This window comes from Devosia yakushimensis (genome assembly GCF_030159855.1).
Classification (GTDB): Bacteria; Pseudomonadota; Alphaproteobacteria; order Rhizobiales; family Devosiaceae; genus Devosia; species Devosia yakushimensis.
In genome coordinates this window covers 254,632-274,053 of the sequence record NZ_BSNG01000002.1, presented here as the reverse complement: position 1 = coordinate 274,053, position 19,422 = coordinate 254,632, and the positions used below count along the sequence as shown (strand labels likewise).

The following is a 19,422-nucleotide window of genomic DNA, read 5'->3' as shown; positions in this document are numbered from 1 at the left end:
AGAACCTCGCCGGCCACGTTTCTCTTTCTTCATTCTTCACAATGTCAAAAAGCAGACCCAAGAGCCGATGCCGGCCTTACGTCGGTGAGGGTGTCATGCCCTCGATATTTCGTCAGGGAAACGCGATCTATTGCCGGTTGCCCGGCAGATCGTCTGCCCTGTCAGAAACCGCCATCAGTGGGAGTGCAAAACACTCAACGTCGTTGGCGTAAACCTGAAACTAAAATTTCTTTCGTTTCAGTGACTTGCTGCTTCGTTCGCCGCCGTTTGGCGCCGCGCTCTTCAGCGATGAGCGGGTTATAGGGGGCACCCGTTTTTCTGTCAACGACCCAAATGACAAAAATGACATTTTCTCGTTTGGGGCCGACCGGCCAAGGTGGAAAACTCGACTGAAGCGCCAGAGATTTCAGGCCTTACGCGTGATTGCTAGAATATGGGACAGTTTTGCGCGCACACAAGGGCGGGCGCGTCTGAAGCGCCATTTTTGGTGCGAAAACCGGCATATCCTGTTCACTTCGCAGCTGCGAACAGGCGCCCAACGCAGTTTCGCCGCATTTTTTTTGGATCAGCAGCGGCGATTGATATAGACTCCGCGCCTATGCGCCCGAGCGCGTCACACGCGGGGCGTGCCCAAATCCCCCTCTTGTAGCGGGATCAGCGGAGACGAACCGCAACGGACTAAGGATGGGGCGTTGAACGCAGCGCAGAGAAATCGCCATGCCACTTTGCTCAAGGCCACAGGCTTTGAGGACTGCCCGGCCCTGACGGTACAATCGACAGATGGCGAGATTCCGCATGGCCGCGAACTGAGCTTTGCCTGGCTGAGCGGCACTGTGATGACGGGGCTGACCAGCGTCTTGCTGATGGGCGCCGCACTCTATGTATCCTTCCAGGGCCAGGGCAATTTTTCGACGGCCTATGAAGCGCTGCAACTGGCAGCGCCGAAACGCGAAGCTTTGGCGCCCACCGATATCTCTGCCAAATCAGCACGGATTCGGCCGGTCGCCGCGACCCGCTCCGATCTCGAAGTTATCGAGGCCTCCATCCGCCAGAATGTCGATGGCCGCGACATTATCCGCAATCAGCCTTTCATACGGATCCGAGCCACGCTGGCGACGGCCGCAACGGCGCTTTCCGACGACGTGCCTACCTATGATCCGGTGGCTATTCTCAATGCCACCCAGCCCATCGAATCGGCCAATGCGGTTGACGTCAATACCGACGTCTATGGCGCCCAGGTCGAAGGTGAGGTTGCGGTCAAGCTCGCGGCCATGCCGGCAAGCTTCGTGCCCCCCTCCACCATTTCCGATCAATCGGCAGCCGACTATGTCCGCACGGTCGTCGAATCCACCTTCTATGATGATGCCGCGGACTCTCCGACGCTGGCCTATGCCGCCCTGGGGCCGACGGTGCGCGATCTCAATCCCATGCCCGGCGCAGCCAGCAATGTATTGGGTGGCGTCGCCGAGAACGTGACGGTGCTGCCCAAGACGACAATTGCCTCCGACAATGTGCTGGGCCGCAGCGAGCGTTTCCTGACCATACGCGAAGTGGGTCCGCTTTCCGACACGCTGGCCAAGAATGGCTTCACCGCCAATCAGATTGCCATGGTGGAGAACACGCTCAAAAATCTCGTCCCGGCCACTGGCCTGCCGGCCGGCATCAGATTGCGCATTCTCTACGGTCCGCTGACGGCCAAGTCGACGAGCCTGGTGCCCTATCGCATGAGCCTTTACCGTCCGGAAGGCGCCGCGGGCGATCCCCATATCGCAACGGTCGCCCTGACCGATACGGGGCAATACGTGGTTGGGCTCGCACCCGACTTCGTGCAATTCCCCAAGGAAGACGCCGAGCAGATCAACCTATCGAACCTGCCTTCCATCTATCGCTCGATCTGGGAGACCGGCCGCAAGCACGATCTGGATGATCCCACGATCGAGCGGATCATCGGCATGTTTGCCTATGACGTGGACATGAACAAACGCATCACGGCCGGCGATTCCATCGAGCTGCTCGAATCGGCACCCGATGCGACCGGCCGCAAGCAATTGCTCTATGTCGGGCTGACGCTCGGCTCGACGACGCGCCAGCTTTATCGCTTCGGCACCGACGACGGCATGGTCGATTTCTATGATCCCGAAGGCGAAACCGGCAAGCGCTTCCTGACCCGCCGGCCGCTCGAAGGCGGCGGCACCCTGCGGTCCCGCTTCGGCTATCGCGTCCACCCCATCTTCAAGACCCGCAAGCTCCATACCGGCGTTGACCTGGCGGCGCGTTCGGGCACTCCGATCTATGCATCAGGCGACGGCACTATTCTATTGGCAGGCTGGCAATCGGGCTATGGCAACAAGATCGAGATCCAGCACGTCAATGGCTACGAGACCGATTACGGCCACATGTCGCGCTTTGCCGATGGCATCAAGCCGGGCGTGCGTGTCCGCCAGGGCCAGGTCATCGGCTATGTCGGCTCCACCGGCCAGTCGACAGGGCCGCATCTGCATTTCGAAATCAAGATCAATGGCAATCTGGTCGATCCGCTAAGCGTCAAGCTGCCCAAGGAAAATTCCCTGCCTCAGCAATATGACGGCCGCTTCAAGGAAACCATCGCCCAGATCAACGATCTGATGGCGCGCGACCCGGCCCCGGTGACCGTGGCGCACGCCGAATAGCCCTAGGCCCGCGCGGGCATATGCTTGCGCTCCAGCGTCAGCCAGGCAATCACCGCCGAAAGCAGGCTCAGCGCTGCCGTGATATAGGCGATCGTGGCAAAGGCGGCGTCGGTTGCCCCAAGGCGCGCCGCTTCTTCCGCCGCGGTCAATCCGTCAGCGGGCAGGCCGAAGAAGATCGGCAGTTCCGCCGCACTGCCCAGCGACCGCTCGAAGACGGACGCGACCACCAGTCCGAGCAGCGCCACGGCGACCAATCCGGCCACCCGCGCCACCGCATTGTTCACGCCCGACGCCACCCCGGTATCGCCATCGGCAACCGACGTCATGACGGCAGTTGAGAGCGGCGACACCACCAGGCCCATGCCCAGCCCCAAAAGCGCGATGGATGGCATGACGGCGAACCACAGATCGTGCAGCGGCGCGGTGACACCCAATAGCGCAAAGGCGGCAGCCACGATCAGCGAACCCAAGGCGATCAGCGGCGCGGGGCCGACCCTATCGGCCCATTTGCCGCTAAACGAAGAGAGCACCGTCAACAATACTCCCATGGGCAGCAAGGCGAGGGACACATTGGCCGGCGTCACGCCCCAGCCGCCGATCATGGTCATGGGCAGGAAGAACATGACACCACCAAGCGCGAAATAGAGGGCGAAGGTCAGTGCATTGGCGCCGGAAAAGGCGCGGATCGAAAACAGACGCAGGGGCAGCATGGGATCAGCGGCCCGGGCCTCCCACACCAGGAAAATCCCGCCCAGCACCAGACCTGCCCCGACAAAACTCACCATATGCAGCAAGCCCGGCGTGCTCTCGCTGCCATCGCCGGTGAGGCCATAGGCAATCAGCAACAGGGACAGCGTGGCGAGCGCCGCCCCCACAATGTCGAGCCGCCGCCCGGCTTCGGGCCGATCGGCGCGCACCCTGAACCACAATAGGGCCAGCGCCGCCGCGCCCAAAGGCAGATTGATCGCAAACACCAGCCGCCAGCTCCAGTCGCCGAACGCCGTCAGCACGAAGCCGCCGATAATGGGACCGGCAATGGTGGTGAGCGATGAGGCGGCCGCCCAGATACCGATAGCCTGCCCCCGCTCCTCGCGCGGATAGGCCTTGGCGATAATGGCCAGGCTTCCCGGCACCATGAACGCGGCACCCGCTCCTTGGACCGCCCGGGCAATGACCAGAATAGCGGGCGACGGAGCAAAGGCGCAGACCATCGAGGCCAGGACGAAAACCGCTATTCCCAGCCCGAAAGTGGTGCGCAGGCCGAACCGATCTCCCGCCGCGCCACCCAACAGGATCAGCGCCGACAGGAACAGCAGATAGCCGTTACTGATCCATTGCGCATCGGCCAGCGTCGCGCCCAGATTGGCGCGAATGGCGGGAATGGCGATGGAAATCACCGACCCGTCGATAAAGCCCATGCTCGATGCCAGGATTGCCGCGATCAAGACGAAGCGCCGGCTTTGCGGCGTTGCGATATCCTGGCTCATCGGCTTCCCTCAGCTCATGGGCGATGAGACTATTCCCGCGCGATCCAAACGGCTAGCTCGTTTCCACCCGGTTCGCGAAAGTGGAACCGCCGCCCGCCGGGGAAATCGAACTGTGCCCTGGTAATGGTGCCGCCGGCCTTGACCACCCGCGCTTCGGCCGCATCCAGATCGTCGGTACGGATCACCGCCATGGTGGCCGCCACCCTGCCCTCGGCCTGGTCGATGCCGCCATCGATACCGGCATTTTCCAGCCCATCGTAGTCGGGACCGTAACTGGTAATGCCCCACCCAAAGGCAGCGCGAAAGAATGCGCTGCTCTGCCCGCGATTGGTGGAGGGGAATTCGATATAGTCGATCCTGTCGCTCATTTCTCGCACTCCTGTTAGTTCACTATTTGTTCTCACAACATTCAGCGGCATGCAAGCCCGTACAACAATAATGGGCCGGTCTTGCGACCGGCCCATCACGTTAACGCTTGACGATAGTCAGGCTGCAGCGTCGGCCGCCGCAGCACCGCTAGGCAGCAGCACAATGCCATCATCATTGGCATCGACGACGACATTGGAGCCGTCGCTGACCCTGCCGCCCAGGATCTCCTCGGCCAGCCCATCCTGCACCCAGCGCTGAATCACACGCTTGAGCGGCCGCGCACCATAGGCCGGGTCATAGCCCTCATTGGCCAACCATTCGCGCGCCCGCGGTGTCAGTTCGAGACCGATATCGCGATCCTTCAGCAGCTTTTCGAGCCGGCCAAACTGGATATCGACAATCGAGCCCATATGTTCCCGGCCCAGCCGGTGGAACAACAGAATCTCGTCGATCCGGTTGAGGAATTCGGGCCGGAACGCCGCCTTGACCATGTCGAGCACCTTGCCGCGCACCAGCTCCACCGATTCCCCATCCTTGAGGTCGACCAGATATTCGGCCCCCAGATTGGAGGTAAGGATGATCACGGTGTTGCGGAAGTCGACGGTGCGGCCCTGACCATCGGTCAGCCGTCCATCGTCGAGCACCTGCAAGAGGACGTTGAACACGTCCGGATGCGCCTTCTCTATCTCGTCGAACAGGACCACCTGATACGGCCGGCGCCGGACCGCTTCGGTCAGCACTCCGCCTTCGTCATAGCCGACATAGCCGGGAGGCGCCCCGATCAGCCGGGCCACCGAATGCTTTTCCATGAACTCGCTCATGTCGAGCCGGACCATGGCGGTCTCGTCATCGAAGAGGAACTGGGCGAGGCTCTTGGTGAGCTCGGTCTTGCCCACACCGGTTGGCCCCAGGAACATGAACGAGCCGATCGGCCGGTTAGGATCCTGCAAGCCAGCCCGCGAGCGGCGCACAGCCTTGGCCACCGCGGCCACCGCCTCGGCCTGCCCGATAACCCGGGCGCCGAGCGAGGCTTCCATATGCAACAGCTTTTCGCGCTCGCCTTCGAGCATCCGGTCCACCGGAATGCCAGTCCAGCGGGAAACCACCTGGGCAATATGGCTCGGGGTCACCACTTCCTCGGCCATCACCGGATCGCCACCCTCGGCGCCCGTGGTTTCGGCCGCCTTGATGCGCTTTTCGAGTTCCGGAATAACGCCATAGGCAAGCTCACCGGCCTTGGCCAGGTCCCCCTGACGCTGGGCGATTTCAAGCTGTCCCCGCGCGCCATCCAGCTCTTCCTTGAGCTTCTGGCTGCCCTGCAGGCGCTCCTTTTCCGCCAGCCATTTGGCCGACAGCGTCTGCGCCTGCTCTTCCAGCGAGGCAAGCTCGTTTTCCAGCCGGTCGAGCCGGGTCTTGGAGCCCTCGTCATCTTCCTTGCGCAGCGCTTCGCGCTCGATCTTGAGCTGCATGATGCGCCGATCGAGTTCGTCCAGCGCCTCGGGCTTGCTGTCGACGGCCATGCGCAGGCGCGCCGCCGCCTCATCCATGAGGTCGATGGCCTTGTCGGGCAGGAAGCGGTCGGTGATGTAGCGGTTGGACAGCGTTGCCGAGCTCACCAGGGCGGAGTCCGAAATCCTTATGCCGTGATGCAGCTCGTATTTTTCCTTCAAGCCCCGCAGGATCGAGATCGTGTCCTCCACCGTGGGTTCATCCACGAAAACCGGCTGGAACCGCCGCGCCAGGGCCGCGTCCTTCTCGATATATTTGCGATATTCATCCAGCGTCGTCGCACCCACGCAGTGCAGCTCCCCACGCGCCAAGGCAGGCTTGAGCAGGTTGGACGCATCCATCGCCCCATCCGACTTGCCGGCGCCCACCAGGGTATGCATCTCGTCGATGAACAGGATGATCTGCCCATCCGAGGACGTGACTTCGCTCAAAACGCCCTTGAGCCGTTCTTCGAACTCGCCGCGATATTTCGCGCCGGCAATGAGCGAGCCCATATCGAGCGCCATCAGGCTCTTGTTCTTGAGGCTTTCGGGTACGTCGCCATTGACGATGCGGATCGCCAGGCCTTCGGCAATCGCGGTCTTGCCCACGCCGGGTTCACCGATCAGCACCGGGTTGTTCTTGGTGCGGCGGCTCAGCACCTGGATGGTGCGGCGGATTTCCTCGTCACGGCCGATCACCGGATCGAGCTTGCCTTCGCGCACGTCCTGAGTCAGATCACGCGCATATTTCTTGAGCGCATCATAGCTGTTCTCAGCCGAGGCAGAATCAGCCGTTCGTCCCTTGCGGATCGCTTCGATGGCGGCATTGAGCCCCTGCGGCGTCACGCCGGCCGAACTCAGAATCTTGCCAGCATCGGTATCTTTCTCGACCACCAGCGCCAGCAATAGACGTTCGACGGTAACGTAGGAATCACCCGCCTTCTGCGCCGCACTTTCGGCGGTGTCGAAGACGCGCGCAATCTCCCGGCTCAGATAGAGCTGGCCGGCATCGCCTGACACGGACGGAATTTTCGCCAGGGCCGCTTCCACGGCCGCCCGCGCCGCCTTGGGGTCGCCCCCGGCGCGCTCGATCAGCCCATTGGCCATGCCCTGGTCATCGTCAAGCAGTACCTTGAGCAAATGCAAAGGCGCGAACTGCTGGTGGCCCTTGCCCAATGCAATAGTCTGCGCGCTCTGGATAAAGCCACGGGCCCGCTCGGTATATTTCTCGATATTCATGCAACTCTCCTGATCTCGCCCGCGGCCCGGCCCTTCGAAAGGCACCAAACCAACGGCGGAAGCGTCGTGCAATGAAACGCCCGGCAATCGGCGCTGTTTCATCACCCAGAGATATATGGGTACCCCCGCCTTGAACAAAAGGCTTTACCGAAGCAAAATCCTTGAGGGAGAGAGCCAATCATGTCCGACGTCGATCTGTTGCGGAACTACGTCCTGCGCCATTTCGTTCCGCTGAGCGAATTGGCGGCACTTGCCAATATCAGCCCGGCGCGTGTCCGCTCGCTGATCGAGGCCCGCGCCATTCCCGGCGCCATCTATGGCATTTGGCCAAACGGCGCTTATTTCAGCCCAATCGGCGGACATCATGGTACGCCGATTGGCGAACCGGCGCATTGGTATTCACCCGCTGCAGCGTGGTGGCTGCGCCGGGCGCACGATCTTGATGCCCATGCGGCAGCAGACCTTTTCGAACATCGTTTCGTCGCTGACTTCGTCTCCCGCCTGGCCGCAGAACCCGATGGCGCGCTCGGTTACCCCGGGGCATGGGTCGACGGCTCGTTCTCGCCGGCAGGCGCTGCCGCCACCGCGCGCGGCGAGTGGCGCGACTGGATCGATGGCGGCTATGGGGTCTGCCTGAGACATTGGGATGCATACCACGCCATCACCAAAACCTGCCGGCGCGCCAGCATAGTGCGGCTAACGGACGAAGGCCGCCGACAGGACCTCACTTCGGGCGAGATCGACACGCTGCTCGACGCCATGGAACAGCTCGACGCGGTCATGTTGCCCTTTGCGCCGCACCAGCGCCCGCACGGCACGCCCGGCCTGTGGATAGACGCCATCCTGGTCAATTATCACCTGGGACGCAGCCGCGACCAAGCTCAACCGGGCTCGCCCGGCCGAATCTGCGCCTGATTGAAGAAACGAAAAGGCCGGGCATCGCTGCCCGGCCTTTGAAAATCGCTACCTGCCTATTCGGCGGCGGTTGATGGCGTTCCGGCCTTGAGGAAGGCCGGCAGTTCACCGACATCGGGTTGGGGCGCGTTGGCCGGATCAGCGCCGGCATCACCACCGGCCGGACGGCGGCGGCGTGGACGGCGTGGCTTGCGCACTTCACCCTCGGCCGCCACGTCCACACCGGCCTCATCCCCGCCTTCGCTGACCGTCTCGACAACAGCGACTGCAGTCTCGGGCTGGTCCTGGGTTTCCGGACGCTCCTGACGGGGACGGTCCTGCCGGTCCCGGCGATCACGCCGCTGGCGGTCACCGCGGTCATTGTTACTGCGTTCGCCTTGCTGCTGCTGTTGCGGCTGCTCGGCGCGTTCGCCCTCGCTTGGCTCTTCGCTTTCACCCTGCTGCATGGGCTGCTGCATGGGCTGGGGCGAGGCAAAGCGCGAATTCACATCGGGCATGTCATCGTCGAAATCGTCGTCCTGGCCCTGATTGTCGGGCCGCTGGCCATTCTGGGCCTGCTGGGCGGCGGTGACGATGCGGAAATAATGTTCGGCGTGCTGGAGATAATTCTCCGCCATCACCGAGTCGCCGCTCGATTGCGCATCGCGGGCGAGCTGGAGATATTTCTCCGCAATGTGAGCCGCATTGCCGCGGACTTTTACGTCCGGACCATTGCTCTCGAAATTGCGGGACAACGGATTGACGTGCTTACGTCCACCGTTCCGGCCACGCTGCCGGTTCTTGTTCTGATTATTGGGTCTCATCTGGTCGCTTTATCTAACTCTAGAAAAATAAGCGTCACACGTCTGGCGGACCGGCACCCTGCCTGGTCTGGCCATCTCCCTGGCCAAGCTCTCGCTCGGAACATGGGGCTCTATCTGGCTTCATGAAGACCGACACCGTCGAGCAGCGTTGCCATAAAATCCTGACCTATCCTGCGTCGCTCCAGCCTCTGCCGGAACCGCGCTGCACCTTGCAGCCTCAGGAAATGATCGGGTGGCGTGTCGCCGTGGCGCCCATGATGCGCCGTTGACAGCAAGGGCAAGCTATATGGTTCGGGCGGTCTTTGCCAGCACTAATTGCGCTCTATGCTTTACGGCGCTACCGGCTGCCTAGACATGGTGCGCGCTTACCACACGGTCAAGGCCATTAAGGTCTTTGTGAACGGTGACCTGGCCGAATCCGGCCGCCTGCAACAGCGCTGCGACCACCTGGCCCTGGTCATGGCCGATCTCCACCAGCACCTGTCCGCCCGGCCTGAGCCAGCCAGCAGCTTGGGCGGCGATGACCCGATAGGGCGCTACCCCATCGGGCCCGCCATCGAGCGCCAGCCTTGGGTCAAAGCTTTTGACGTCTTCGGCCAGGGTCTCGATCACATCCGAATTGATATAGGGCGGATTGGAAACGATAAGATCGAATATGGGCTCGGGCCGGGCGAGTGCTTCGAACCAACTGCCCTGCTGCAATGCAAGGCGCTGCAGGACACCATGCCGCTCCGCATTCTGCTGCGCCGCCGATAAAGCCTGGGCACTCAAATCGGTGGCTATCGCCGTCACATCCGGCCGGTTGGCCAGAACGGCAATGGGAATACACCCCGTGCCGGTACCCAGGTCGAGCAAGCGCCCACCCCTGGCCAGGGTCTCGAGCGCCATATCCACCAAAAGTTCGGTTTCCGGGCGCGGTTCCAGCGTTGCCGCGTTAAGCGCAAAGGCAAGGCCATAGAATTCGCGCTCGCCAATGATCCGCGCCACGGACTCGCCGGTCATGCGGCGCTGCATCAAGCCAGCGATTCGCTCGGCCGCCTCGACCGCAACCGGCTCGCCCTCGCGCACCGCCATGTCCAGTGCTGATAGCCCCAGCCCATGCCCGGTCAGGAGCTTGGCGTCGAGGGCGGCGGAAGCAAAACCCTGCCGGTCCAGCACGTCGCGCCAGCCACGCCACAAAGCGCCGATCGTGGGGGCGGCGCTCAGCTGGCATTCTCCATGGCCAGCAATTGCTCGGCCTGGCTTTCGGTGATCAGCGCCTCGATCAATTCGTCCAGCGCTTCCCCGGTCATCACCTTGTCGAGCTTATAGAGCGTCAGATTGATGCGATGGTCGGTCACCCGCCCTTGGGGAAAATTATAGGTGCGGATGCGCTCGGAGCGGTCACCTGACCCCACCTGCCCCTTGCGCTCGGCCGAGCGGGCGCTGTCGCGTTCCTCGCGCTGCAATTCATAAAGGCGCGAGCGCAGCACGAGCATGGCCTGGGCCCGGTTCTGGTGCTGGCTCTTCATCGCCGAAGTGACCACAAGCCCGGTGGGCAAATGAGTGATGCGCACTGCCGAATCGGTGGTGTTGACGTGCTGGCCACCGGCGCCCGACGCGCGCATCGTGTCGATCCGGATATCCTCATTGCGGATTTCGATATCGATATCTTCCACCTCCGGCAGCACCGCTACGGTGGCGGCCGAAGTATGGATGCGGCCCGAGCCTTCCGTCGCCGGCACGCGCTGCACGCGATGGACACCCGATTCGAACTTCATCCGCGCATAGACGCCCTTGCCTGAGACATTGGCGATGATTTCCTTGAAGCCCCCCATTTCGCCGGGGCTTTCTTCCATCACCGTCACCTTCCAGCCATGGCCGGACGCATAGCGCTCATACATGCGGAAGAGATCGCCGGCGAACAAAGCCGCCTCATCCCCGCCCGTGCCGCCGCGGATTTCGAGAATGATCGACTTTTCATCCGCCTCGTCCTTGGGCAGCAGCAGGATGCGTACGGCCTGGAACAGGGTCTCGATCTTCTCGTCGAGTTCGATAATTTCCGCCTCGGCCATTTCGGCCAGGTCCTTGTCGCCACTCCTGAGCAGGTCCTCGGCTTCCGCCCGATCCTTCAGCGCCTTGTTATAGGCGCGGATCTCGCCGACGATCGGCGCGAGTTCGGCATGTTCCTTGCTGAATTTGACGAACTCGTCCGGCCCGGCCCCACCCGACAAAGCCGCCTCGACATACTGAAACCGCGTCTCGAGCGCGTCGAGCTTGTCCTGGGGAAGAGATGCCATGATGGTCGGGTCTTTCAAGTCTGCGAGCGTCACGCTTTAGGGGCAACGCTGCCAGATCGCAAGTGTACCAGTCCAATGGAGGGCACTAGGGCCCAATCGACATTCAGATTTGAAGCCAGGCGAGCCCCGATCTGCCTCCCTCCCCCTTGAGGGGAGGGATTGAGGGTGGGGGTTCTGTATTCTCCACCAACTTTGAGCTTGCGGTGGCCGCAGAACCCCCACCCTAGCCCTCCCCTCAAGGGGGAGGGGACCGGACTGTGGCTCTCCACCTCGAGAAGCTGAATGTCGATTGGCCCTAGCGTGCACCGAGATCCATGTCAGGCCGAGTCGAAAATGGTGCCATTTGCAGACCGGCATGGCGTGGAGATCGGACGCGCTAGACGGGCAGGTTCTGCTTGTCGATCCATTCCTTGAGCAATTCCCGGATCGTCACGCCATCCGCGCCCTCGCTCAGCGCCGCCCCTACCGACTGCTGAATGGGCTTGAGCTCGAGATTGAGCACCATTTCCTTGATCGGCCCGATCGAGGCCGGGCCCATGGACAGCCGCGTCATGCCGATGGCCATCAATGCCAGCGCCTCAAGCGGCTTGCCGGCCAGCTCACCGCACATGGTGATGGGAATATTGTAGCGCTTGGCCGCTTCCACCACCATGCGAATGGCCCTTAGCCGGGGCAGCGCGATGGGGTCGTAATTCTTCGAAACCCGGGGATTGGCGCGATCCGAAGCGGTCAGGAACTGCACCAGGTCGTTCGAGCCGATGGAAACGAAATCGGCTTCGGGCAGCAATTGGTCGAGCTCGAACAGCAGCGATGGCACCTCCACCATGGCCCCGAGCTCCAGCCGCGACGGCGTTGGCTTGCCGGCACGGCGCAGCCGCTCGATTTCCTTCTGCACCACCATGCGGGTCTGCAGGAACTCGAAGGTCTCGGTGACCATGGGTACCAAAATCTTGAGCGGCCGCCCATTGGCCGCCATCAGGAGCGCCCGGATCTGTGTGCGCAACAGGCCCGGCCGGTCCAGCCCCAGCCGGATCGAGCGGTAGCCCATGGCCGGATTTTCCTCCTGCGCCGAGCGCAGATAGGGCAGCACCTTGTCCCCGCCGATATCGAGCAGGCGGAACACTACGGGCCGGTCGCCAGCAATCTCCATGGCCTCGGCGTAAAGCTGCATCTGCTCGGGCAGGCGCGGCAGGCGCGAGGCGATCATGAACTGCAATTCGGTGCGGAACAGCCCGACCCCCAAGGCACCGGTATCGTCCAGCATCGGCAGGTCGGCCACCAGCCCCGAATTATGCAGCAGCGTAATGTCGACACCATCCTTGGTGATCGAGGGCTTGTTCTTGAGCGCGGCATAATGCGCCCGGCGCCGGGCCGAAACCCGCACCTTGTCGACATAGGCCTGTTCGATATCGGGCGTGGGCCGCAAATGCACGATGCCCGCCGTGCCATCGACGATAATCTCATCGCCCGTTTCGCACATCGAAACGATCGACTGCGCCTGCCCCACCGCCACCATGCCCAGTGATCGGGCGACAATGGCCACATGCGCGGTGGTGCCCCCTTCCTCGAGCACGATGCCGCGCAGCTTGGTGCGGTCATATTCGAGCAGCTCGGCCGGCCCCATATTGCGCGCGACGAGAATGGCGTTCTCAGGCAATTCCTTGCGCCCCAGCGCCTGCCCGTCCCCGGTCAGCACCCGCAACAGCCGATTGGCCAGATCGTCCAAGTCATGCAGCCGGTCGCGAATATAGGGGTCGGTCTGGCGCAGCATGCGCGCGCGCGTATCGTTCTGCACCCGCTCCACGGCCGCTTCCGCCGAAAGCCCATTGTCGATCGCCTCGGTCAGCCGGTGCACCCAGCCCCGGTCATTGGCGAACATGCGGTAGGTTTCGAGGATTTCCCGATGATCGGAGCTGGGCTGCATATCGCCATGGTCGAGCATGGCATCGATCGACACCCGCATCCGCTCCAGCGCCGATTCGAGCCGCAGCTTTTCCTGCTCGGTATCCTCGGCGATGAAATTGCTCACCACGACACGCGGGTCGTGCAGAACCACGGTGCCCAGGGCAATGCCATCGGTAAAACTGACGCCGGTATACATGCGTGGACGCCTGAGATCGATATCGGAGCCCGGCTTGATCAGATTGTCGAAGTCGGAGGTGGCGATCATCTCGGCCAGGATTGTGGCCGTAGTCAGCATCGCCTCGGTTTCGTCCTCGCCATATTTGCGTCGCTCGGCATTCTGCACCACGAGCACGCCCAGCGTCTGCCCGGCCCGCAGCACGGGCACGCCCAGGAACGCAAAATAGCGGTCTTCCCCGGTTTCCGGGCGATAGGCGAAGGCAGGGTGGGACGGCGCATCGTCCAGCGACAGCGGCTCGGCTTCGGCCGCGATCAGTCCGACCAGGCCTTCGCCCAGCCGGAGCGTGGTCATATGCACCGATTCTTTGGCCAGGCCCTTGGTGGCAAACAGTTCCAGCGCGCCGTCGTCACGCAGCACATAGAACGAGCACACATCGGCGCGCATATTTTCGGCGATCAGCGAAACGATCTTGTCCAGACGCTCCTGGCTCGCCAGGGGTTCCGCCATCGTCTCGCGCAATTGCCGCAGCAGCACCCTCGGGCCGCCTATGGAGGTAACCATGCCTTATTGGCGGCCCGCAAAAGCCGCCCCCCTGCTTAAAGGAGCGGCCGAGATCCCCTCAACTGATCTCAGGCGTCCTTCTTATCCAACCCGTAATAGGTGTGGAGCGCGCGAACCGCAAGCTCAGCATATTGCTCATCGATGAGCACCGAGGTCTTGATTTCCGAAGTGGTGATCAGCTGGATGTTGATGCCCTTGTCAGCCAAAGCCTTGAACATCGAGGATGCAACGCCCGCATGGCTACGCATGCCCACGCCCACGACCGAGACCTTTGCCCCGCCCTTGGAGCCGGAAAGCCGCGCATATTCGATACGTTCCCCGGCATTCTCCAGCGTCTTGATCGCCTTGTCATATTCGCTGTCGGGCACGGTGAAGGTGATGTCGGTGGTCGCCCCGTCATCGGCGATATTCTGCACGATCATGTCGACGATAATGCCCTGGTCGGCCAGCGTGCCGAAAATGGCCGCGGCCACGCCCGGATTGTCCTTGACGTCGCGCAGGGTGATCTTGGCCTCGGCCTTGGCGAGCGTCACGCCCGAAACGATCTGCTTTTCCATGATCTCATCCTCATCGCATACCAGCGTACCGGGCACGCCCGGGCTCCCGTCAGGCGCCAGCTGTGGCGCATCGGGGTCATCGAAAGTGGAGCGTACCAAGAGGCGCACCTTATGCGCCATGGCCATCTCGACCGAGCGGATCATCAGCACCTTGGCGCCGAGCGAGGCCATTTCCAGCATTTCCTCGAAGGAAATCTTGGTCAGCCGCGTAGCCTTGGGCACGATGCGGGGATCGGTCGTATAAACGCCATCCACATCCGTATAGATATCACAACGATCCGCCTTGATGGCAGCGGCCACGGCCACGGCCGATGTGTCCGAGCCGCCCCGGCCCAAAGTCGTCACCCGCCCATGCGGGGAAATGCCCTGGAACCCGGTAATCACCGGCACCCAGCCATCGGTCAGGCGCTTATTGAGTTCGGTCGGATCGATCTCGGTAATCCGCGCCGCACCATGCGCGTCATCGGTATGGATCGGCACCTGCCAGCCGGCAAAAGACCGCGACTGGATGCCCATTTCGCTGAGCACGATAGCCATCAGCCCCGCAGTCACCTGCTCGCCCGAGGCAACGACGGCGTCATATTCACGCGCGTCATGCAGCGGACTGGCTTCATTGACCCAGCCGACCAGCTCATTGGTCTTGCCCGACATGGCCGAGACGACCACCGCCACCTCGTTGCCGGCATCGACTTCGCGCTTCACATGGCGCGCCGCCTGGCGAATACGCTCGACAGTGGCCACTGACGTGCCACCGAACTTGACGACTATGCGGGCCAAGACCCCACCCCGTTCCTCCGGCAGAACCCGCCGGTACGCTCTCATTTCGGCCGGGGACATACGACAAAGCAAAGGCGCGATCAACACCGATCGGTCGCCTGCGACCCCGCGCGCCTTGCCTCGTCCGCGCCGAAAGGGGCATATGGAGGCCAAACGGAGCCGAGCGATGACCCAGACCACCATCAACCAAGCCGAGATCGCCAAGTTCACCGCGATGGCCGAAGAATGGTGGGATCCCAAGGGCAAGTTCAAGCCGCTGCACAAATTCAGCCCGGTCCGGCTGGGCTATATTCGCGATCATCTGCTGAGCCATTTTGGCCGCGATGGCAGCGCCATGCGGCCTTTCGAGGGCCTGACCATCCTTGATGTCGGTTGCGGTGGGGGCCTCCTCTGCGAGCCACTGGCCCGGCTGGGCGCCAGCGTCACCGGCATCGACGCGGCCGAGCGCAACATCACCATCGCCAAGCTCCATGCCGAGCAATCGGGCCTCGAGATCGACTACCAGGCCACCACGAGCGAAGCCCTCGCCGCCACCGGAAAAAAATACGACATGGTACTCAATATGGAAGTGGTCGAACATGTCGATAACGTGCCGCTCTACATGAAAAGCTGCGCTGACCTGGTCAAGCCCGGCGGCCTCATGCTGACCGCAACGCTCAACCGCACCGCCCGTGCCTATGCCCTGGCCATTGTCGGTGCCGAGCACATTTTGCGCTGGCTGCCCGTGGGCACGCATGACTGGAACAAGTTCCTGACCCCCGACGAGATCAAGGCTCTCTTGACCCGGAACGGGCTCAGGATCACCGGGGAAACCGGGGTGGTCTATCACCCGCTGACCGATGAATGGCGCGCCTCGCGCGACATGGGCGTCAATTATATGGTCATGGCCGAGCGGCCGGCTCTCAGCTAAGCTGGGCCGACCGAGGAGCCTTCGATGCGTATCTTTGCCGCCGCGCTGACACTGATCCTGACCGTAAGCCCCGCCCTGGCTCAGACCGACGATGATGTCTTTGCTGCGCTGGAAGGGGTCTACGGCATTGAGGAGGCGGGCAATTTCGACGCCTATTTCACCGCCCTCACCGCCGCCTTTGCCGAGGATGACCGCGAGACGGTGGCGGCTATGGGTGGCTATCCCTTCGAAGTGGCCGCCAATGGTGAGCTCTACGATATTCTCGCCCCCGAGGACCTGATCGCCAATTTCGATGCCCTGCTGTTGCCCGAAACCATCGAGGCCATCGCCGGCCAGGACTATGCCGATCTGATCGTCACCGATGAGGGAGTGGGTTTTGCCAATGGCGCTTTGTGGCTTGCCAATGTCTGCGCCGATGAGGCATGTGCCTCCAGCGACTGGCTGATCACCCGGATTACAAATTGATCTCCGCCCTATGCCGGACATAATTTTTTAATGTGGTGCGCCCAATCTATGCCGGGCGCTGCCCGCCGACCCAGCTCTGGAACTATCGTGAAGCTCAAATTTGCCCTGCCTCTGGCCTGCACCTTGCTGGCAAGCATTGCTCCTGTCGCTCAAGCCCAGGAAGCGGCCGACTCCGTCGAGCGCAACGTCTTCGTCATGGGCGGACCGTTTTCGGATGGCTATTTCGGCGACACGCTGGCCTTCTGGAACGTCAACTACGAGAGCAATTTCTTCGTTGGCATGGGCTATCAGCAATTCTTCCACCAGGTCCCACAGGGTCTCAAATTCGGTGTCGAAGCCGGTTTCGGCGCCCGCCTGGGCGATAAAAGCTCGGCCGAGGCATGGGCTGGCGCCGTGATCCGCTACGATGGCTGGCAGCTGGGCGATTTCACCATCGCCACATCGATCACCGGGGGCTTCTCCGTGGTGACCGACCTGATCGGCGCCGAAGCGACACGCGCTGAGCAGAATGGCGAGGACGGCGCCCCCTTCCTCTACTATCTCGGCCCCGAAATCGCTATTTCCCACGCATCTATTCCCAATTGGGAAGTGCTGGGCCGCATACAGCATCGCTCGGGCGGCTTCAGCACCATCGCCAATCTCGACGGTTCCAACGCCGCCACCCTGGGCCTGCGCTACAAGTTCTAATACCCCAGATTGCAACACTGAGCGGGTCACCCGACCTCTCAGTCGACATCCTCCCCCTTGTGGGGAGGGATCAAGGGCGGGGGTATTCCTCCGCCCACGCTGAATTCAGCATCTGCCCCAACCAATCGTGTTCTTCCACCCATCCCACAACCCCTTCCTTCCCAAAAAGCCCCCATCAGTACCGTACGGTACGGTACGGTTTTTTATTGATCCTCCTCTGGAATGGGTCTAAAGAAGATCAACACCGTCGGCCGAACCGGCGTCCAAGCCCGAGGAATTGTCATGCCCGCCTATCGTTCCCGCACCACAACTCATGGCCGCAACATGGCCGGCGCCCGAGGGCTCTGGCGCGCCACGGGCATGAAGGACGGCGATTTCGGCAAACCCATCATCGCGGTGGTCAACAGCTTCACCCAATTCGTGCCCGGTCACGTCCACTTGAAGGATCTCGGCCAGCTTGTGGCGCGTGAAATCGAGGCGGCCGGCGGCGTTGCCAAGGAATTCAACACCATCGCGGTCGATGACGGCATCGCCATGGGCCATGACGGCATGCTCTATTCCCTGCCCAGCCGCGACCTCATCGCCGACTCGGTCGAATACATGGTCAATGCGCATACGGCCGACGCCATGGTCTGCATTTCAAATTGCGACAAGATCACCCCCGGCATGCTCAATGCCGCCATGCGGCTCAATATCCCCGTGGTCTTTGTGTCAGGCGGCCCGATGGAGGCTGGCAAGGCGCTGGTCAAGGGCAAGCTGCAGGCGCTCGACCTCGTCGACGCCATGGTGATGGCTGCCGACGACCACTATACCGACGAGGAAGTTCAGGCCGTCGAAGAGGCCGCCTGCCCCACTTGCGGCTCCTGCTCGGGCATGTTCACCGCCAATTCGATGAACTGCCTCACCGAGGCGCTCGGCCTGTCGCTCCCCGGCAATGGCTCGACGCTGGCCACCCATTCCGATCGCAAGCGCCTGTTCCAGGAAGCCGGTCACCTGATCGTCGACCTGGCCAAGCGTTGGTACGAGCAGGACGACGCCTCGGCGCTGCCGCGCTCCATCGCCACCAAGGCCGCGTTCGAAAACGCTATGGCGCTCGATATTTCCATGGGCGGCTCGACCAATACAGTGCTGCATATCCTGGCGGCCGCCCATGAAGGCGGCGTCGATTTCACCATGGATGATATCAACCGGCTGAGCCTCAAGGTTCCCGTGCTCAGCAAGGTCGCCCCGGCCAAGAGCGACGTCCACATGGAAGACGTGCACCGCGCCGGCGGCATTTTTGCCATCCTCGGCCAGCTCGACCGGGCCGGCCTCATCAACCGCAAGGAACCCACGGTTCATGCGGCGACGATGGGCGACGCCATCGACAAATGGGACATTTCGCGCACCAATTCGGAAAGCGTGCGCCAGTTCTACATGGCCGCGCCCGGCGGCGTGCGCACCACCCAGGCCTTTTCGCAGTCCAACCGCTGGGCCGAGCTCGATCTCGACCGTCAGAACGGCGTCATCCGTTCGGCCGAAAACCCCTTCTCCAAGGATGGGGGCCTCGCCGTCCTCAAGGGCAATATCGCCATCGATGGCTGCATCGTGAAGACGGCTGGCGTCGATGAATCGATCCTCAAATTCACCGGCCCGGCCCGCGTCTTCGAAAGCCAGGATGCCACCGTCAAGGCCATCCTCTCCAACGAGATCAAGGAGGGCGACGTGCTCGTCATCCGCTACGAAGGCCCGCGCGGCGGCCCCGGCATGCAGGAAATGCTCTACCCAACGAGCTATCTCAAGTCCAAGGGCCTGGGCAAAGCCTGCGCCCTGCTGACCGATGGCCGCTTCTCTGGCGGCACGTCGGGCCTCTCCATCGGCCACGTGTCCCCCGAAGCCGCCGAAGGCGGCACGATTGGCCTTGTGCGTGAAGGCGACACGATCGAGATCGACATCCCCAACCGCACCATTACGCTGCTGGTCTCCGATGACGAACTGACCCAGCGCCGCCACGATCAGGACCAGCTCGGCTGGAAGCCGGCCCATCCGCGCAAGCGCAATGTCACCCAAGCCCTGCGCGCCTATGCGGCCTTCGCCACCTCGGCGGCAAGAGGCGCCGTGCGCGATCTCGGCAAGCTGGATTTCTGAGTCT

General features: G+C 62.4%; 14 protein-coding genes. 6 read left to right on the top strand and 8 right to left on the bottom strand.

What is annotated here, in order from left to right; genetic code table 11:
• Positions 1 to 692: 692 nt before the first annotated feature.
• Positions 693 to 2,669 carry a M23 family metallopeptidase gene (locus QQL79_RS18525; protein ID WP_284393377.1) on the top strand — a complete coding sequence of 659 codons (1,977 nt, stop codon included), beginning with the start codon at positions 693 to 695 and terminating at the stop codon, positions 2,667 to 2,669.
• A gap of 2 nt (positions 2,670 to 2,671) precedes the next feature.
• Here QQL79_RS18525 and QQL79_RS18520 read toward each other — a convergent pair whose 3' ends face one another.
• From QQL79_RS18520 to clpB, 3 genes are all read right to left on the bottom strand, one after another.
• Entirely contained in the window at positions 2,672 to 4,156 is a 1,485-nt protein-coding gene (locus QQL79_RS18520) for an MFS transporter (RefSeq protein ID WP_284393376.1), read from the bottom strand.
• Positions 4,157 to 4,185: 29 nt separating this feature from the next.
• Positions 4,186 to 4,524 carry a VOC family protein gene (locus QQL79_RS18515; protein ID WP_284393375.1) on the bottom strand — a complete coding sequence of 113 codons (339 nt, stop codon included), beginning with the start codon at positions 4,522 to 4,524 and terminating at the stop codon, positions 4,186 to 4,188.
• A gap of 117 nt (positions 4,525 to 4,641) precedes the next feature.
• A complete protein-coding gene (clpB, locus tag QQL79_RS18510; RefSeq protein ID WP_284393373.1) occupies positions 4,642 to 7,254 on the bottom strand; it encodes an ATP-dependent chaperone ClpB in 2,613 nt (870 codons plus the stop codon).
• 180 nt (positions 7,255 to 7,434) lie between these two features.
• On the opposite strand from clpB, the gene QQL79_RS18505 reads away from it, so the two are divergent.
• Complete coding sequence (locus tag QQL79_RS18505) at positions 7,435 to 8,169, top strand: DUF6058 family natural product biosynthesis protein (RefSeq protein WP_284393371.1); 735 nt, start codon at positions 7,435 to 7,437, stop codon at positions 8,167 to 8,169.
• A gap of 56 nt (positions 8,170 to 8,225) precedes the next feature.
• On the opposite strand, the gene QQL79_RS18500 is transcribed toward QQL79_RS18505, so the two are convergent.
• The 5 genes from QQL79_RS18500 to QQL79_RS18480 form a co-directional block, all read right to left on the bottom strand.
• The gene (locus QQL79_RS18500) at positions 8,226 to 8,972 is read right to left on the bottom strand and encodes a DUF4167 domain-containing protein (protein WP_284393369.1); all 747 of its coding nucleotides are present in this window, start codon (positions 8,970 to 8,972) and stop codon (positions 8,226 to 8,228) included.
• A 348-nt stretch (positions 8,973 to 9,320) separates the two neighbouring features.
• Positions 9,321 to 10,151 carry a peptide chain release factor N(5)-glutamine methyltransferase gene (gene prmC, locus QQL79_RS18495; protein WP_284393367.1) on the bottom strand — a complete coding sequence of 277 codons (831 nt, stop codon included), beginning with the start codon at positions 10,149 to 10,151 and terminating at the stop codon, positions 9,321 to 9,323.
• Positions 10,152 to 10,174: 23 nt separating this feature from the next.
• Positions 10,175 to 11,251 carry a peptide chain release factor 1 gene (gene prfA / locus QQL79_RS18490; protein WP_284393366.1) on the bottom strand — a complete coding sequence of 359 codons (1,077 nt, stop codon included), beginning with the start codon at positions 11,249 to 11,251 and terminating at the stop codon, positions 10,175 to 10,177.
• 376 nt (positions 11,252 to 11,627) lie between these two features.
• Positions 11,628 to 13,895, bottom strand: a complete 2,268-nt coding sequence (gene ptsP / locus QQL79_RS18485) for a phosphoenolpyruvate--protein phosphotransferase (RefSeq protein WP_284393365.1) — start codon at positions 13,893 to 13,895, stop codon at positions 11,628 to 11,630.
• A 68-nt stretch (positions 13,896 to 13,963) separates the two neighbouring features.
• Entirely contained in the window at positions 13,964 to 15,229 is a 1,266-nt protein-coding gene (locus QQL79_RS18480) for an aspartate kinase (RefSeq protein WP_284393363.1), read from the bottom strand.
• A gap of 166 nt (positions 15,230 to 15,395) precedes the next feature.
• On the opposite strand from QQL79_RS18480, the gene ubiG reads away from it, so the two are divergent.
• From ubiG to ilvD, 4 genes are all read left to right on the top strand, one after another.
• Positions 15,396 to 16,139, top strand: a complete 744-nt coding sequence (gene ubiG, locus QQL79_RS18475) for a bifunctional 2-polyprenyl-6-hydroxyphenol methylase/3-demethylubiquinol 3-O-methyltransferase UbiG (RefSeq protein ID WP_284393361.1) — start codon at positions 15,396 to 15,398, stop codon at positions 16,137 to 16,139.
• 24 nt (positions 16,140 to 16,163) lie between these two features.
• Positions 16,164 to 16,604 carry a hypothetical protein gene (locus QQL79_RS18470; protein WP_284393359.1) on the top strand — a complete coding sequence of 147 codons (441 nt, stop codon included), beginning with the start codon at positions 16,164 to 16,166 and terminating at the stop codon, positions 16,602 to 16,604.
• Between the two features lie 87 nt (positions 16,605 to 16,691).
• Positions 16,692 to 17,291, top strand: coding sequence for a hypothetical protein (locus QQL79_RS18465; RefSeq protein ID WP_284393357.1), 600 nt, complete (start codon positions 16,692 to 16,694; stop codon positions 17,289 to 17,291).
• A 282-nt stretch (positions 17,292 to 17,573) separates the two neighbouring features.
• Positions 17,574 to 19,418, top strand: coding sequence for a dihydroxy-acid dehydratase (gene ilvD / locus QQL79_RS18460; protein WP_284393356.1), 1,845 nt, complete (start codon positions 17,574 to 17,576; stop codon positions 19,416 to 19,418).
• Positions 19,419 to 19,422: the final 4 nt, after the last annotated feature.

Coding starts and splice junctions, on each gene's coding strand:
- QQL79_RS18505 (WP_284393371.1), top strand. CDS start 7,435: ATGTCCGACGTCGATCTGTTGCGGAACTACGTCCTGCGCCATTTCGTT.
- ilvD (WP_284393356.1), top strand. CDS start 17,574: ATGCCCGCCTATCGTTCCCGCACCACAACTCATGGCCGCAACATGGCC.
- QQL79_RS18520 (WP_284393376.1), bottom strand. CDS start 4,156: ATGAGCCAGGATATCGCAACGCCGCAAAGCCGGCGCTTCGTCTTGATC.
- clpB (WP_284393373.1), bottom strand. CDS start 7,254: ATGAATATCGAGAAATATACCGAGCGGGCCCGTGGCTTTATCCAGAGC.
- QQL79_RS18515 (WP_284393375.1), bottom strand. CDS start 4,524: ATGAGCGACAGGATCGACTATATCGAATTCCCCTCCACCAATCGCGGG.
- QQL79_RS18470 (WP_284393359.1), top strand. CDS start 16,164: ATGCGTATCTTTGCCGCCGCGCTGACACTGATCCTGACCGTAAGCCCC.
- prfA (WP_284393366.1), bottom strand. CDS start 11,251: ATGGCATCTCTTCCCCAGGACAAGCTCGACGCGCTCGAGACGCGGTTT.
- ptsP (WP_284393365.1), bottom strand. CDS start 13,895: ATGGTTACCTCCATAGGCGGCCCGAGGGTGCTGCTGCGGCAATTGCGC.
- QQL79_RS18500 (WP_284393369.1), bottom strand. CDS start 8,972: ATGAGACCCAATAATCAGAACAAGAACCGGCAGCGTGGCCGGAACGGT.
- ubiG (WP_284393361.1), top strand. CDS start 15,396: ATGACCCAGACCACCATCAACCAAGCCGAGATCGCCAAGTTCACCGCG.